A 16,149-nucleotide genomic window follows, 5' to 3' on the forward strand; every position below is an offset into this window, starting at 1 on the left:
GGGCCATCGGGATGGGCAGGCATGGAGGATTCGATGAAAGACCAGAGCTCCGTCGAGGTTCTTGTTCCGCGGGAGATGTCGCCGGATCAGAGGCAGCGCCTCATCGACGAGCTCTATGGCTTACGCCGCGTGATCTTCGAGGGCGCGCGGCGGGAGAAGAGCTTCGCCACCCACGTCATCGACGCTGGCGCGGAGCACGGTGCCGTCGTGGTCCACAGGGGCGCAGGCGGCCAGATCATCGGCTATTTCGCGGTTCAGATCATGGATCCGGAGCCCTCCGGCGCGCAGATCGCGATCTTCCGCGGCGAGTCCGGGGCGCTCGGCGAGCACGTCGGCGACGATGTCGTCCTCCGCCACGTCCTCTTGCGCCTGATCCGGTACATGCTCGCTCACCCGGGTCGACCCGTGTTTTGCCTGTGCTCGCAGGCTCACCCGTCGAGCTATGCGCTGTTCTCGCGCTTCCTCGACATCGCGCGCACGAGCCCGCTGGAGGGCGCGGACGATCTCATGTCCAGGCTCGCCTCCTCGTTCGACCCCGAGGCGAACGATCGAGGTAGCCCGTTCGTCTTCGAGGTCGGGCAGATGGCGGCCGAGCCGGCGGGCGGCTGCGATTTCCTGCACGTCCACGAGAACCCATCGGTGCGCTATTTTCTCTCGTCGCGCCCCGGCGCCGCGGAGGAGCCCGGCCTCATCACGCTCGTTCCGCTGCGCCTCGGCGGCATGCTGCGCGCTGCAGTGCGCTGCGCGCCGCCGGAGGCGAGGCGCTGGTAGCGCGCCGCTCGCCGGGTCAGGCCAGCGCTGCGGACAGGCTGTCGAGGAAGCGCTGGTTCTCGCGCTCGGTGCCGATGGTGACCCGAAGGCTGGTCGGCAGGTTGCCGAAGGGCCGCACGATGACGCCCTTCCGGAGCAAGGCGTCGTACACCGGGCGCGCCGGACGCCCGACGTCCACGAGCACGAAGTTCGCCTGGCTCGGCGCCACCGAGAGCCCGAGCCGCGTGAGCTCGCGCGTGAGCCGCTCGCGCTCGCGGAGGTTCAGCGCGCGGCTCTTCTCGACGTGCTCGGCGTCGTCGAGCGCCGCGACGGCGGCCGCCTGCGCCAGCGCGCTCACGTTGAACGGCGCGCGCACCCGGTTCAGGTAGTCGATGAGCTGAACCGGGCCCACGGCGTAGCCGACGCGGAAGCCCGCCAGGCCGTAGATCTTCGAGAAGGTGCGCAGCACGAGCAGCCGCTCGCGGAGCCCGCGGAGGCGCATGGAGTCCGGGAAGTCCGGCGCGTCCGCGTACTGGATGTACGCCTCGTCCATGACCACGATCACCTCGGGCGGGAGCTCCCTGAGCAGGCGCTCGACCGCGGCGCGGCCCACGTGCGTGCCCGTCGGGTTGTTCGGGTTCGCGATGAACAGGAGCCGCGTCTTCGGCGTGACGGCCGCGGCCATGGCCTCGAGGTCGTGCCGCAGGTCGCGCAGCGGCACGGCCGTGAACGGGACGCCGTAGGCGAGCGCGGCGAGCTTGTAGACGACGAAGGCCGGGTCGGCGAACACGATGTGCGACCCGGGCGTCGCGAAGGCGTGCACGATCAGGTCGAGGAGCTCGTTCGAGCCGTTTCCCTGGACGATCTCCTCCATCGTGACGCCGTGGACCGCCGCGAGCCGCTCGCGCAGCCGGTAGGCCGCCCCGTCCGGGTAGAGGTGCACGTTCGCGAGCGCCTGGCGCGCCGCCTCGAGGGCGCGTGGGCTCGGGCCGAGCGGGTTCTCGTTCGAGGCGAGCTTCACGGCGTCCGTCACGCCGAGCTCGCGCGCGAGCTCGTCGAGCGGCTTCCCCGTCTCGTACGGCGAAAGCAGCTCGACGGAGGGCAGAACTAGCGCAGACATAGCGCGCACCCTATCACACCTTGGCCGTGGGGAGTGAGCCGGCTCGCCGGCGCCCCGCCGCGGTTCGTCGCCGGGATTGCCGGGATCTGGCCTCTCCCACGGGGCTCCGTGTGATACTCGCCGTCCCGATGAAACCCGGGGACATCGTCGCCGACCGCTTCTTGATCGAGCGCCTCGCCGGGTCGGGCGGGATGGGCTCCGTCTACCGCGCCCTCGATCGGCACACGGGCGAGACGGCGGCGCTCAAGGTCATGTCGGGCCGCGGCCTCGAGCACGGCGAGCGCTTCGCGCGCGAGGCGCAGGTGCTCGCCGAGCTGCGGCACCCCGGCATCGTCCGGTACATCGCGCAGGGCGCCACCGAGAGCGGCGAGCCCTGGCTCGCGCTCGAGTGGCTCGAGGGCGAGAGCCTCGGCGACCGGCTGCGCCGGCGCGGGCTCACCATCGCCGAGAGCGTCACGCTCGGCCTCCGGGTCGCCGAGGCGCTCGCCGAGGCGCACCGCCACAACGTCGTCCACCGCGACCTCAAGCCGAGCAACCTGTACCTCGTCGACAAGTCGGCCGAGCAGGTCAAGCTCCTCGACTTCGGCATCGCCCGCCTCACGTCGCTCGCGCCCCTCACGATGACCGGCGTCGTGATGGGCACGCCGTTCTACATGGCGCCGGAGCAGGCGCGCGGCGAGCGCGACGTCGGGACCCAGGCCGACGTGTTCGCGCTCGGCTGCGTCCTGTTCCACTGCCTCACCGGGCGCCCGCCGTTCGTCGGCGACGACATCCACACAGCCCTCCTCCGCGTCGTGCTCGACGAGGCGCCGCGCCTCCGCGACCTGCGCGCCGACGTCCCCGAGAACGTCGACATCGCCGTGGCGCGCATGCTCGCCAAGGCCCCGGCGGACCGGCCCGCGAACGGCGCCGCCGTGGCCCTCGAGCTGCTCCGCGTCGGCGAGATCAAGAGCACCCCCCCCGCGCCCGCGAGCCGCCGCGCGAGCGCGCTCACGACCGGCGAGCGGCGCACGCTGTGCCTGATGCTCGCGCGCATGGGGGCGCCGGAGGCCCCCTCGTGGCAGGGGCCCACCCTGCCGATGACGCTCCCGATGACGATGCCCCTCGCGCGCACCGTCCCGGAGGACGAGGTGAAGCGCGTGGCGTCGCGCTTCGGCGGGGCGCTACAGACGCTTGCCGACGGGCTCCTGCTCATCACGCTCGAGGGGCGCGGCCTCATCACGGACCAGGCCGCCCGCGCGGCGCGGTGCGCGATCGAGGTGCGGGACCTCCTGCCCGGCGTGCAGATGGCCCTCGTCGCCGGCCGCGGCTCCGCCGACGACCAGCTCCCGATGGGGCCCACCATCGACCGCGCCGTGCGGCTGCTCGACCGCGCCGACGGCGGGTCGATCCGCCTCGACGAGGTGATGGCCGGCCTGCTCGACGCCCGCTTCGAGGTCGGCGGCGACGCGACCGGCCTCGTGCTCCGCGCCGAGCGCGACCTCGTCGAGGCCGCGCGGACGCTGCTCGGGCGCACGACGCCGTTCGTGGGGCGCGACCACGAGCTCGCCATCCTCGACGCCGTGCTCGACGAGTGCCTCTCCGAGCCGACCGCGCGCGCGGTGCTCATCACGGCGCCCGCGGGGCTCGGCAAGAGCCGGCTGCGCTACGAGTTCCTGCGCCGCGTCGAGGAGCGCAAGGAGCGGGTGCAGGTCTGGCTCGGCCACGCCGACCCGATGAGCGCAGGGTCGCCCTTCGGGATGCTGCGCCAGATGCTCCGCCGCGAGGCCGGGCTCTCGGGCGGCGAGCCGCAGGAGGTCCGCGAGCAGCGCCTGCGCGCGCGGGTAGGCCGCTACCTGAGCGGCGCCGACCTCGACCGCGTGACCGAGTTCCTCGGCGAGGTGGCGCGGATCCGCTTCTCCGACGAGGGCAGGGTGGAGCTGCGCGCCGCGCGGAGCGACCCGATGCTCATGGGCGACCAGATCCGCCGCGCCTTCGAGGACTTCGTGCTCGCCGAGTGCCGGGCCGAGCCGGTGCTCCTCGTGCTCGAGGACCTCCAGTGGGGCGACGTGCCCACGGTGAAGCTCATCGACGCGGCCCTCGCGCTGCGCGACCAGCCGCTCATGGTGCTCGCGCTGGCGCGGCCGGAGGTGGAGACCGTCTTCCCGAAGGTGTGGGTCTCGCGCGGCGTCCAGGAGCTCCGGCTGCGCGAGATCGGGCGGCGGGGGAGCGAGCGGCTCGTGCGCGAGGTGCTCGGCGACGCCGTGACGCCCGACCTCTGCGCGCGCCTGTGCGAGCGGGCCGGGGGCAACGCGTTCTACCTGGAAGAGCTCATCCGCGCCGCCGCCTCGGGCCGGACCGAGGCGCTCCCCGAGACGGTGCTGTCGATGGTGCAGGCCCGCCTCGAGTCGCTCGACGGCGAGGCGCGGCGGGTGCTCCGGGCCGCGAGCGTGTTCGGCCAGAAGTTCTGGCGCGGGGGGCTCATGGCGCTGCTCGGCGGCGAGCGCCGCGCCCCCCAGGTGGACGGGTGGCTCGCGGTGCTCGTCGATCGCGAGCTCATCGCGCGGCGGGGCGAGGGCAAGTTCCGGAGCGAGCACGAGTACGCGTTCCGGCACGCGCTCGTGCGCGAGGCGGCGTACGCGACGCTCACGGACGCGGATCGCGCGCTCGGCCACCTGCTCGCCGGCGAGTGGCTGGACGCGGCCGGCGAGCGCGACGCGGCGCTCCTGGCCGACCACTTCGAGCGGGGCGGCGACGCCGAGCGGGCGGTCGTCTGGTTCCGGCGCGCGGCGGAGCAGGCGCTCGGGGCGAACGACTTCCGCGCCGCGATCCAGCGGGCCGAGCAGGGGGCCGCGAGCGCCGACGTGGACGGGGAGCTCTTCGCGGCGCTGCGCCTCGTCCAGGCCGAGGCGCACAAGTGGCTCGGCGAGGCGTCCCAGGCCGAGCGGTGCGCCGTCATGGCGATGCGGGGCTTCCCCCGGAAGAGCGCGCTCTGGTACGCGGCGGCCGGGGAGGCCGCGTCGATGCGCGTGCGCCTCGGCATGGGCGACCGCCTCGCGGATCTCGTCGAGGAGCTCCGCGGGGCCGGCCCGGGCAGCGGGGATCGCGGCTCGTGGATCGACGTCGCGGAGGCGACCGGCGCCTCCGTGAGCGCGCTGGCGCGCATCGCCGGGTCGCTCCTGCACGGGGGCCAGTACGCCGCGGCGGAGGACATCGTGCAGGAGCTCTCCCGGGTGGCGATGCCGCTCGCCGAGCGCGACGCGGCGGTGGCCGCGCGCATCCACGCGCTCCGGGCGTCGCGGGCGCTCTGCTACGGCGACCCTGCGGCGTCGCTCGCGTGCACGGAGCAGAGCATCCCCGCCTACCTCCAGACCGGCGACCTCAGGAACGCGTGCCTGAGCCGCGTGAACGCGGCGCACTGCCTGCTGCAGCTCGGGGTGTACGGCCGCGCCGAGGCCGAGCTGCGCGACGCGCTCGCGGAGGCGGGGCGGCTCGGGCTCCACAACGTGGCGGCGTTCGCCAAGCAGAACCAGGGCCTGCTCTGGATCCAGCAGGGCGATCTCGGCGCGGCGCGCGCGGCCACGGTCGAGGCGATCGACGCCTTCGTGGCGCAGGCGAACCGGCGGCAGGAGGCGCGGTCGCGGGCGTACCTCGCCGCGATCCTGACGCGGCTCGGCGACCTCGACGCGGCGGACAACGAGGCGGGGGCGGCGGTGGCGATGCTGGCGCACGTGCCGACGCTCCAGGCGCACGCGCTCTCGGTGCGCGCGCGGGTGCTGCTCGAGCAGGGCCGGGCCGAGGAGGCGCTCGAGGCGGCCCGGCGCGGGCTCGGGCTGCTCGTGTCGGTCGGCGGGACCGAGGAGGGCGAGGCGCAGATCCGGCTCGTGTACGCCGAGTCGCTCCGCGCCAGCGGCCACCACGAGGCGGCGCGCGAGGCGATCGCGGTGGCGATGCAGCGGCTCGTCGCGCGGGCGCAATGGATCCAGGACCCGGCGCGGCGGGAGAGCTTTTGCCAGGCCGTGCCGGAGAACGCCAAGACGTTCGCGCTGGCGGCGCTCTGGCAGCAAGAAGCCGAGCCGACGCTTCAGTGAGGCGCCGAGTCGCGGCCGGGTAGTGCTCCAATTTGCCCGGAGAGAGTTCACATGAAGGCGGGAAGGCGGGAAGATCATTGAACTTTCCTTCCCGCCTTCCCGCCTTCCCGCCTTCATGTTCAATTTCGAACACCACCCGCGGCCGCGCTGCGGACGGAAGAGCTCATGTCTGCTGGCTCGCCCGCCTGCGCCGGCGGGCGAGGGCGACGGTGATGCGCAGCGCGGGTGTCACCGCGCCGCGGTGAGCGGGTCGAGCTGAGCCGCTGTCATGAGGAGTTCACTCCCGCCATCTCTGCGGTAACCAATCGTGGCCGCGGGTGGCGGGGCGTGCGCAACATGTGGGTGGCGCGTGGGTAGGGCGTGGGTGGGGCGTGCGTGGAGAAGCGGCGACCCGGCCGCGGCTGCTTGACTGTGTGGCCGAGGTTCGAAAGAATCGTCAGCAGCCATGTATTCAGCCCTCTTTCGGAACGTGCTCTTTCCGTTTTACGAGACGAAGCTCCGAGGGAGAGCCACGCTGGCCTACCTGGGGGAGCTGGAGCGGTCCCAGTGGCGTCCGGAGCGCGAGCTCAGGGAGCTCAACTGGAGAAAGATGCAGGCGGCCCTCCGCTTTGCCGAGCAGAGCGTGCCCTTCTACCGGCGCCGCTTCGCCGAATACGGGGTGCGGGTCAAGGACGTGCAAGCGCCCGAGGATCTCGCGCGCTTTCCGGTTCTGACCAAAGCCGATCTCCGCGCGCACGGCGGCGAGCTCATCGCGGATGGGTGGCGCGGCAAGCTCTTCAGGAGCGGTACGGGCGGATCGACCGGAGAGCCGGCGCGCTTCTTTTACGATCACGCGACGTACGAGTGTAGAAGCGCCGCGGCCCTGCGCTCCGACGCGTGGGCTGGCGGCCGGATCGGGGACAAGGAGCTGTACATCTGGGGGATTCCGACCCTGGAGCCCCGCTGGAAGAAGGCGAAGCGCACGCTGCACGAGGCGCTGATCCGGAAGAAGACGGTCAGCGCGTGGAACCTGGCGGAGGAGCGGCTCGCGGGGGTGGTGGACGAGATCCGGCGCTACCAGCCGAACCTCGTTGTGGGGTACACGAGCCCTCTCTACTACACGGCGCGCTATGCGCTCGAGACGGGGCACCGGCTGCCCACGCCGAGGGGGATCATCGCGACGGCGGAGCGGCTCTTCCCTCACCAGCGCGAGGTGATCGAGCGGGCGTTCCAGGCGCCGGTCTACGATCGCTACGGGTGCAGGGAGATGATGCTGATCGGCGCGGAGTGTGAGCGCCACGAGGGCAAGCACCTCAACCTCGAGAACGTCTTCCTCGAGGTGGTGCGCGGCGGCCGGCACGCGCGGCCCGGCGAGCCGGGCGAGGTGATCCTGAGCGACCTCGTGTGCCGGTCGATGCCGCTGCTGCGTTACAAGAACGAGGACGTGGTGGTCGCGGCCGACAAGGCCTGCTCGTGCGGCCGCGGATTGCCGCTGCTCGCCTCGGTCGAGGGGCGGGTGCTCGACATGATCGTCGGGACGGACGGCCAGCTCCTCTCGTCCGTGTTCTTCCCCTACTTCTTCAAGGACAACCCGACGGTGGAGCGGTATCAGGTCCACCAGGACAAGACGCGGGCGATCACGATCAAGATCATCCCTGGCGAGGGGTACGGGCCGGAGACGTCGCAGGCCATCGAGCGCGATCTGCGCCGGTTCCTCGGGGAGCGGGCGGACATCCGGGTGCAGCTCGTCAGCGACATCCCGGTCACCTCGGGGGGGAAGTTCCGCTTCACCATGACCGAGGTGCCGATCGAGTTCGGCCGCGGGGCCGCGGCATGATCGGAGCGCCCGGGGTCCGGCCGGCGCCGTCTGCCGCGCCGGGCCGGCCCGCGAAGGTCGCCCACGTCGTGCTCTCGCTCAACGTGGGTGGGCTCGAGCGGGTGGTGCTCCGGCTGCTCGACAGGATGGCGCGCGACCGGTTCGCGCCGGTGGTGTGCGCGCTCCAGGAGCCCGGCGCGCTGGCCGAGGAGCTGGCGCGGCTCGGCGTGCCGCTCGTGGTGCTCTCGCGGAAGCCCGGCCTCGACCCGGGGCTGCCGTTCAGGCTCTCGGCGTGGCTGCGGCGCGAGGGGATCGGGCTCGTGCACACGCACAACCCGGGGCCGCACCTCTACGGCGCGCTCGCGGCGGGCCTCCTGCGGGCGGCGGCGCTCCCTGGCGGAGGCGGGCCGCGCGTCATCCACACGAAGCACGGTCGCAACTACCCGAAGCAGAAGCGGAAGGTGCTGGTCAACCGGCTGGCCGCGGCGCTCACGGACCGGGTGGTGGCGGTGAGCGACGACACGCGGGCGGTCGCGCTCGAGGTGGAGCACGTCGACCCGGCCAAGGTCGTGACGATCCTGAACGGCGTGGACACGGACGTGTTCCGGCCGGGCGACGCGGGCGCGGCGCGGGCGCGGCTCGGGGTGCCGGCGACGGGCTACCACGTGGGGTGCGTCGCGCGGCTGTCGCCGGAGAAGGATCACGCGACGCTGCTCGACGCCTTCGCGCGGCTCCGCGCGGCGCGGCCCGACGCGCATCTGACGCTGATCGGCGACGGCCCGCGGCGGCCGGCGCTCGAGGCGCAGGCGGCGCGGCTCGGGCTCGGCGGGGCGGTGACGTTCACGGGGACGCGCGGGGACGTGGCGGAGCTCTTGCCGGCGTTCGATGTGTTCGCGCTCGCGTCGTTGACGGAGGGGATCTCGCTGACGCTCATCGAGGCGGCGGCGGCGGGGTTGCCGATCGTCGCGACGCGGGTGGGGGGCAATCCGGAGATCGTGGTGGATGGCGAGACGGGGATGCTGGTGCCGCCCGGAGCGCCGGAGACCCTGGCGGGCGCGCTCGAGGCGGTGGCCGTGCGGGAGGATCGCGCGGAGATGGGATTGCGCGGGCGGGCGCGGGTGATGGAGCGGTTCGGGATCGACCGCATGGCGCGAGCGTACGAGGACCTCTATGACGAGGTGCTCGGGGGGTAGCGTTCACGGAGGACGATACTCGTTCCGCCCGCCAGAAGTCCGGCCAGCGATCTGGCGAGAGATTTCAACGCAAAGGCGCAAAGGCGCAAAGCCGCAAAAAAGAACAGATCTTGTGCAGGTTTGCGCCTTTGCGCCTTTGCGTTGAAATCTTTCTCCCTTCGCGACACCGATGATCGCGATGCTACCGCACGACAAGATGATGGCGATGAAGCGCTGGACCATGCACGAGCTGGCGAAGGAATGGTTGGAGACAAGGGACGAGAACGACCAGGTGGGCAAGTGGGACCGAGCGCAGCTCGCGAGCGGGCCCTCGTGGCCGCGTGGCGCGCGAGCGGCGCGAGTCGCGAGGACGTGGAGGCGAGCCAGGCAGCACTGCGCGAGCTCCACGCGAGCGCCTGGCGCAATGATGTGCCTGAGGAGGACCGCGCGTGGGCCGAGGCGTACCGCGAGACGTGCGCGCACTGGGTCACCGTCCACCGGCGCGACGCGATGGCGCAGAGCGCCTACGAGGCCTATCTCCGGAGCAGCGACGGAATCCTCGACGAGGAGCCTGCGCCCCCTTGGTCGAAGCGGCGCAACCGCGACTCGGAACCGTGGCGGTTCGTTGCAGAGCGCGTCGAGGACGCGCCCGAGGACGAGAGCGAGCTCGCGACGGCCGAGGCGGCCGCGCGCGAGTACTGGGACGCGCGCTGGCGCGAGGCGCCGCCGTGGGAGAGCGATCCGGCCCAGGTCCACTGGCTCGCGGCGGTCCGCGCCGCGCGGGAGACGTCGGAGGCGATGGCCGACCACGTCCCGAGGCCGTGGTAGCTTTACCCGAGACGCCCACCGCCGTGGCCGTCGTGCCTTTGGCCACCCGGAGGCGCCGACGTCACCGCGGCGCTGCTGTTCTATTTGCGCTCGTAGAAGGTGAGGCTCACTCCGCCCCCCGCGCCGCCCGGGTCGGAGCTCACATAGGACTTCGTGTTGAGGATCGCATAGGGGCCGTCCGCGCGCGTCTCGAAGACAGGAATGAGCGCGCCGAACGGTCCGCAGTTCCTCACCACGATGACCTCGCCGTCCTTCGAGGACAGCGCGTACCGGGCGTCCAGCACCGTGGTCGATCCGATGAGCTGGTAGTCGGCGCCTCCGGGGAGCACCGTGCCCGACAGGCCGCTCAGCAGCATTCCGCCGGTGACCGTGCCCCCGGTGATGGGGATGATGTTGCGCGTGCCGCGCTTGCTCGCGCCGACAGACACGGATGAGCCGAGCGTGACGGTCTCGGTGAACACGCTCGAGCCCCTCGCCCCGGTCGCCTTCGAGCACTCCCACGATTGGTTCGGGACGCCCTCCGGATCCTTGAGCTGGATCTTCGGCTCTCCGGCGGCCACCTTGCTGATGTCGTAGACGTCGAGCTGGATCGTGCCGGCCGCGGCGTCGACGACACGGGTGCCCGCGAACTTCCCGGTGTTGAGCCACGCGAGCGAGCTCGAGGTGGCGACCTCGAAGTCCGGGACGATCCGGACGACATCATCGCCGGCGGCGGCGACGCCGCAGGTCCGCAGCAAGATGGAGCTGCCGTCGCTCGCCTTCAGGATGTTGATCTCCTCGAGCTCGACGGATCCGTTCGACAGCGTGAGCTCGAGATCCATGCCGCCCGTGAGGAACGTGGCCTGGATCTTGTCGCCCGTGAGCGTGCCCCCCTTCACGTCGAGGAGGCGGCGGTGTCCGAACTGGGTGGTCCCGACATCGTGGGTCTCGCCGAGCTGGAGCGTCGCCCGAAAGACGAGCTCGCCGCGCGTGGGGAGCGGAATGCCATCCGGCATCCCGCAGGTCCACGACGGATCGGGGACGATCGTCGCCTCCTCGCTGCCGTTGTCGCCGCCGCCGGCGCCGGGCGCCCCGCCTGCGCCGCCGCCGCTGCTGCTGCTGCTGCCCGTCTCCTCAGCGCCGCCGGTTCCCGTGGCTCCGTTACCCGCGGTGGTTCCGCTACCCGCGCCGCCCGTGCCGGCGTCGCCGCCCGTGCCGGTCGCGCCGCCGGGACCGCTCGACGTCGCGCCGCCGGAGCTGCCGCTCGTCGTCGCTCCGCTGGTATCGTCGGTCGACGAACCACACCCTCCAGAGCAGATGCCCAGGATTCCAGTTATCAAGAGCTTCGCTGGGAGATTTTTGATCACCATGGCCGGACCCGTCCATTCAATCCACGCTGGGATTCGATGCATTCTGAAGCGTGGCGCTTTATCGAGCGATACCCGCTTCAGAACTGCGAGAAGAAGCTCCAGATCGACTCGCCGGAGTTGTCCGGCAGGGCGTGGCCCCCGTCGAACTCGCACCAGACGACCGGATAGCCCGCGTCGCAGCCCTCGTAGCTGACGCAGCGGCCCGACTCGACCGGTGTGGTCTGCTGACCGCAGTGGTTTCGCTCGAGGAAGACATCGCGAGCGCTCTGCCCGTTCTCGAGCGGAACCACGTTGTCGCTCTTGCCGTGGGAGCCCCACATGGCCACGGGATGGTCGCCGTCCTCGCAGCCGCTGTACAGCGCGCCGGACATGGAGGCGATGGCGCGGAAGTCGTCGCCCATCGCACAGCCGATCGCGTAGGACATCATGCCGCCGTAGCTGAACCCCGTCGAAAAGATCCTGCTCTCGTCGATGCAGAGCTCGGCACGGAAGCGGTCGAGCATGGCGCGGAGGAACGCGATGTCGCGGCCCCCCGTGTTCGCCCAGCCCTGCTCGAGGCCCTCGGGCGAGACGAAGATCGCCGAGCCGTCGGCGCGGCTCTGGAGGCCGTAGTAGCCGCCGCCGAACCCGGTCGCGACCTGCTCGGCCGAGCCGCCGCGGGGATGCCAGGTGAAGATCAGCCGGTAAGGGTGCTTCGAATCGTAGTTGTCCGGCACGGCGAGGATGTACTCGCGCGTCGCGCCCCCGACATCGACGCTGAAACGGCCGCTCTTCGGCGCGGTCGCGCTGCCGCAGCCCGCGCTCTGCGCCTCTCCTCCAGCGCCGCTCGATCCGGAGCCGACAGCGCCCCCGCCGCCCGCGCCAGTCTCCCCCGAGTCCGGGCGCCCGCCGCTGCCGCCCGCGCCGCTGACCGCCCCCGACGAGCCGCCGGTCGCCGGCGAGCCACCGGTTGCCGACGTGCTGCCCGTGGCGCCGGAGGCGCTGGATCCGGGCCCAGCGGGCCCTCCGGCGCTGCCGCCGGAGGATGCCTCGGTCGTCGCTTCTCCCTGGCTGGCGCAGCCCAGCGCCGCGAACGCCGCGAGCGCAACGAGCGCTGGAGCGATCGCGCCGAAATTGCGAAGCGTTTTCATTCGTCCCCGCCTCTCTATTCCAAGATCGCCGTCCGTCGTCGCATCACCCGATGCAGGTGATCTGCGACGACGTCGTACGCTATGCTTCACGCCCGAGGCATAGGCATACTCGCCTATGCCTCGGGCGTGAGGCATGGGCATACTCGCCCATGGCGCGATGCGCGACGTGAAGCCCAGCTCGTTCGGCACTCACCGACGTGCGGCTGTAGTACTAGCCGCTCGGATCGAGCTGCACGCCGACGGTCCACGCGGCGCCTCCCACCTCGTCCTTCACGGTGATGCGCCCGGTCGCGACGTCGAGCTCGAACGCCGGGTCACCGCCGTTCGGGGTCGTGTTCCCGTCGTGGACGCGGACGACCTTGTCTCCCTCCACCGTGCACTCCGAGACGCCGGTCGTGCCCGCGCCGTAGAGCATGCGGCCGGCGCACGCGAGGCGCGTGAGGCACTTGCCGCCTCGCGGCAGCGGCGAGACGAGCAGCGCGCACCTCTGGCCCGCCTTCACCGGGCTCGGTCCCGTGGACTCGGTGACGCGCGCGGGCCGGCGCAGCGCTCTCCGGGTCGCGTCGAGGAGCGGCTCCCCCGCGACGGACAGGCTCTGGTACGCCAGCATGAACTCGACGCGGTACGCGGGCGCCGAGTCGCGCCAGACGGCGCCGGCCTTGCGTATGCTGTCGAGCGAGACCTCGGCCCGCTCCCCGGCGCGAGAGCCCTTGTCCTGGTACGAGAGGGCATAAACATAGGTGCCAGGCTCAGGACCGGAGTCCTCCTCCACGCCGCTGCTGAACATCGACATGCCGTTCAGCGGATCGCTCGACCGGTAGATCGGCTTGCCGCCGCAGAGGACCCGGAGCGCGGGCACGCGGATGTCGTCGCCCGAGCTCGCGAGCTCCGCCTCGACGGTGCACGCCGCGCCGGCCGCGAGGGGGAGCCCCGTGGCGCGCGTGACGGCCGCCTTCCAGGTCGCGGTCGCGGTCCGCGACGGCGCCTCGCGCGCCGGCGCGGCCGGCTCCGGCGGCGCTTGCGCTGGCTCGGGGACCGGCGCCGGCAGCTCCGGGAGGGGAGGGGCAGGCGGGGGCACGGCCGGCTGCTGGACGATCGCCATCGTCTCGCGCGCGGGCCGCGCCAGCAGGTAGCTCGCGACCATCGCGCAGAGCCCCACGCCCGCCATCGTCACCAGGAGCGGCACCGCCGACGACCGCTTCGGCTGGCCGCGCACCGCGGCGAGCTCCCGGCCGAGCTGGTCGAGCACGCGGCGGGCCTCCGCCATCTGGCGCTCGATCTGCTCGACCCGCGCGGCCCGATCGTCGTCGCGGTGCTCCTCGAGCTCCCTCCTGGCCGCCGCGAGCTGCTCCTCGAGGCTGTCCACACGCCCCCGCAGCGCGTCGCGTTCGTCGCGGTATTGCATTGCTCGACGATACCACCGACCAGCTCGTCCGCGCCGGCGGCGCGCCGGTCGTCCGAGCGCGTCGAAACGCGTCCAAGCGCGTCGACACACGCGGTGTGTGGGGCGGCCATGTCTGCAGTCTGACGCCACGCTCCGGATTCCACGGCAGAACGCAAGACTCCTCGCCCGGGCCGGCGGCGCAGCGTATACGATGTAGCCGGTCCTCAGCGGTCGTGGGGAGGGCGGTCAGGTTGTGGATCAGGAGGCCGTCGGGAATGGGTCAGGGTCGCCAGGGCAGTGCAGTACCGTTGCCGGAGCAGTGGGGCGAGCTGCCTGGCGCCGCGAGGTGGAAGTCCGGGGGAAACGCCGGCGTCTCCGGCCCTGATGTGCGCCGGCCCGAGAGCGCGCACCCGGCGGCTCGCCCTCCTACCCTCGGCGTCGTCGCCCCGTTTCTCTCCGGCGCGTTCTGGGGCCCTATCCTGCTCGGCATCCATGCGTCGGCCCAGCGGCGCGGGATCCGCACGCTGGTGCTGCGCGGCACGCCATCCGAGGTCCTGGCGCCCTCGCTCGGCAGAGAGCAGGTCGACGGGTGGATCGTCGTCGTCGAGTTCGGCGGTCTTGAGGAGATCGAGCGCGCGGGGGTCCCGTTCATCACGCTCGGCGCCCGCCCCGCCGACATCCGCTGTCCTGCGGTGCTCCCGGACAACCACGGCGGCATCCGGAACGCGGTGCTCCACCTGATCGAGCACGGGCACCGGCGCATCGCGTTCGTCGGCAACTTCGCCGCGTACGACGTGCGCGAGCGCTGCGACGCCTACGTCAGCACGCTCGCCGAGGCCGGGATCCCCTTCGACCCCGATCTGGTCATCCCGTGCGACAACAACATGTACAGCGGAGGCCGGGCCGCGGCGCCGGCGCTCCTCGCGCAGCTGCCCGCGTGCACGGCGGCCGTCTTCGGGACGGACAAGAACGCGATCGGGACGATGGCCGAGCTGAAGGCGGCGGCCGTCCGCGTCCCCGAGGATTTCGCGATCATCGGCTTCGACGACGTCGTGGAAGCGCAGAGCACCGACCCGCCGCTGACCACGGTGCGCCAGCGGTTCGAGATGATGGGGAGCGCGGCGTGCGAGCTGCTCGCGTCGATGATCGCCGGCGAGCCCTTCCCGCCCGAGGGCGTGCGCACGGCCAACGCGCTCGTCCTGCGGAGCTCGTGTGGCTGCAATGTGGTCCAGAACTTCCTCGACACGGAGGACGCGGCCTCCGAGGAGGACGCCGGCGACACCCTGGCCCGGCGGATGGTCGAGCAGCTGCTCCTGCCGCGCCCGCTCCCGCTCGATATCCCGCCGGCCGCGGTCTGGCCGGCGGTCACGCGGGTGGTCGACATGTATTTCGCGGCGCTCCGGGGCACCGCGCCCGCCCCGGCCGCCGAGCTCGAGCGAGCCTATCGCCAGGCCGTCGCCATCACGCCCGATCTGGGGGCCCTGCTGTCGACGGCCCGCCTGATGGATCAGCTCCCGGAGCGGCGCCGCATGTCCCTGGACGCCGCGGCCAGGCGGCGGGGCCAGGACTTCGTGGAGCAGGCGCGCCTCGCGAGCGCGCGGGCGCGGCTCGACGCCGAGACCCACTCCGTCCACCAGCTCGGGGTGCTCGCGAGGACCAACTACGATGTGAGCTTCGCCCTGCTCGGCGGCACCCAGCAGGAGTACCGGTCGCTCTCGTGGCTCGAGACGACCACGATGGTCTGGGGTTGCCTCGCGTTATGGGACGACCCGGCGGAGCGCGCGGGCCTCGTCGTCGCGGGCGCCTACAGCCGCGACGGCAGCCCGGTCCCCCCGAACGGGAGCCGCCATCGGCTGGAGGCGTTCCCGCCGGCGGAGATGCTGCCGCCGTCGGCCGCGGACGGCACGTACATGGTGCTGCTCCTGCCGATACGCTCCGTGGAGCGCGACTGGGGGATCCTCGTGCTCATCGGCCCGGCCGTCGTCGCGATGACCGGGGACGAGGGCACGGTCGCGATCTGGGGGACGCTGCTCGGGGCGGCCCTCGAGCGCGACGCGCTGCTGGCGTCGCTGTCGGCGCGGCACGCCGACCTGCAGCAGGCGTTCGCGAGCGAGCGCGCGCTGTCGCGGACGGTGCGGGAGCTGGGCTGCCCGATCATCCCGCTCCTCTCCGGCGTGCTGCTCGTGCCGCTGATCGGGATGCTCGACAACGGCCGCGCCCAGCAGGTGCTCGAGAAGGTGGCCGAGGGGGTGAGCCGGCACGAGGCGCTGTCCGTGCTGCTCGACCTCACGGGCGTTCCGTGCGTGGACATCCAGGTCGCCCATTTCCTGGGCATGACCAGCCGCGCGGCGGCCCTGCTCGGCGCGCGGGTCTACCTGGTCGGCGTGCGCCCCGAGATCGCGGAGAGCCTCATCGACGTCGAGCTCGGCGAGCTGGCCACGTTCTCCTCGCTCGCGATGGCGCTCCTCGAGCTCGCGCCGGCGGCGGGGGGCGCACACAGGGCGAGGTGATGGGCGCGCCAGGGCATTGTTACTTTCCTCACCTCCCGCCC

Annotated in this window: 10 protein-coding genes; 6 read left to right on the forward strand and 4 right to left on the reverse strand. The window is 72.4% G+C overall.

Translation table 11 applies throughout. The features are described from left to right. Positions 1–33: 33 nt before the first annotated feature. Positions 34–771 (forward strand): hypothetical protein, encoded by a 738-nt coding sequence (locus tag WMF27_RS45005; protein ID WP_437762712.1) that lies wholly within the window; start codon positions 34–36, stop codon positions 769–771. 16 nt (positions 772–787) lie between these two features. Here WMF27_RS45005 and hisC read toward each other — a convergent pair whose 3' ends face one another. Further along, the gene (hisC, locus tag WMF27_RS45010) at positions 788–1,870 is read right to left on the reverse strand and encodes a histidinol-phosphate transaminase (protein ID WP_437762711.1); all 1,083 of its coding nucleotides are present in this window, start codon (positions 1,868–1,870) and stop codon (positions 788–790) included. A gap of 128 nt (positions 1,871–1,998) precedes the next feature. On the opposite strand from hisC, the gene WMF27_RS45015 reads away from it, so the two are divergent. From WMF27_RS45015 to WMF27_RS45030, 4 genes are all read left to right on the forward strand, one after another. Beyond that, positions 1,999–5,940, forward strand: coding sequence for a serine/threonine-protein kinase (locus WMF27_RS45015; protein ID WP_437762710.1), 3,942 nt, complete (start codon positions 1,999–2,001; stop codon positions 5,938–5,940). Between the two features lie 445 nt (positions 5,941–6,385). Continuing rightward, on the forward strand, positions 6,386–7,756 hold the full coding sequence (locus tag WMF27_RS45020) for a phenylacetate--CoA ligase family protein (RefSeq protein ID WP_437762709.1): 1,371 nt from the start codon (positions 6,386–6,388) through the stop codon (positions 7,754–7,756). Next, entirely contained in the window at positions 7,753–8,928 is a 1,176-nt protein-coding gene (locus WMF27_RS45025; RefSeq protein ID WP_437762708.1) for a glycosyltransferase family 4 protein, read from the forward strand. The genes WMF27_RS45020 and WMF27_RS45025 overlap by 4 nt, the downstream gene beginning before the upstream one ends. A gap of 279 nt (positions 8,929–9,207) precedes the next feature. Then, on the forward strand, positions 9,208–9,735 hold the full coding sequence (locus WMF27_RS45030; RefSeq protein WP_437762707.1) for a hypothetical protein: 528 nt from the start codon (positions 9,208–9,210) through the stop codon (positions 9,733–9,735). Positions 9,736–9,815: 80 nt separating this feature from the next. On the opposite strand, the gene WMF27_RS45035 is transcribed toward WMF27_RS45030, so the two are convergent. The 3 genes from WMF27_RS45035 to WMF27_RS45045 all read right to left on the reverse strand — a co-directional run bounded on the left by WMF27_RS45035 (position 9,816) and on the right by WMF27_RS45045 (position 13,619). Then, on the reverse strand, positions 9,816–11,084 hold the full coding sequence (locus WMF27_RS45035) for a DUF3237 domain-containing protein (protein ID WP_437762706.1): 1,269 nt from the start codon (positions 11,082–11,084) through the stop codon (positions 9,816–9,818). A gap of 77 nt (positions 11,085–11,161) precedes the next feature. After that, positions 11,162–12,214 carry an alpha/beta hydrolase family esterase gene (locus WMF27_RS45040; RefSeq protein ID WP_437762705.1) on the reverse strand — a complete coding sequence of 351 codons (1,053 nt, stop codon included), beginning with the start codon at positions 12,212–12,214 and terminating at the stop codon, positions 11,162–11,164. Between the two features lie 211 nt (positions 12,215–12,425). Continuing rightward, complete coding sequence (locus WMF27_RS45045) at positions 12,426–13,619, reverse strand: hypothetical protein (RefSeq protein WP_437762704.1); 1,194 nt, start codon at positions 13,617–13,619, stop codon at positions 12,426–12,428. 254 nt (positions 13,620–13,873) lie between these two features. Between WMF27_RS45045 and WMF27_RS45050 the strand changes: the two genes are divergently transcribed. After that, entirely contained in the window at positions 13,874–16,108 is a 2,235-nt protein-coding gene (locus WMF27_RS45050) for a substrate-binding domain-containing protein (protein ID WP_437762703.1), read from the forward strand. Positions 16,109–16,149 lie beyond the last annotated feature (41 nt).

It is taken from the genome of Sorangium sp. So ce281, assembly GCF_051527395.1.
GTDB lineage: Bacteria > Myxococcota_A > Polyangia > Polyangiales > Polyangiaceae > Sorangium > Sorangium cellulosum_B.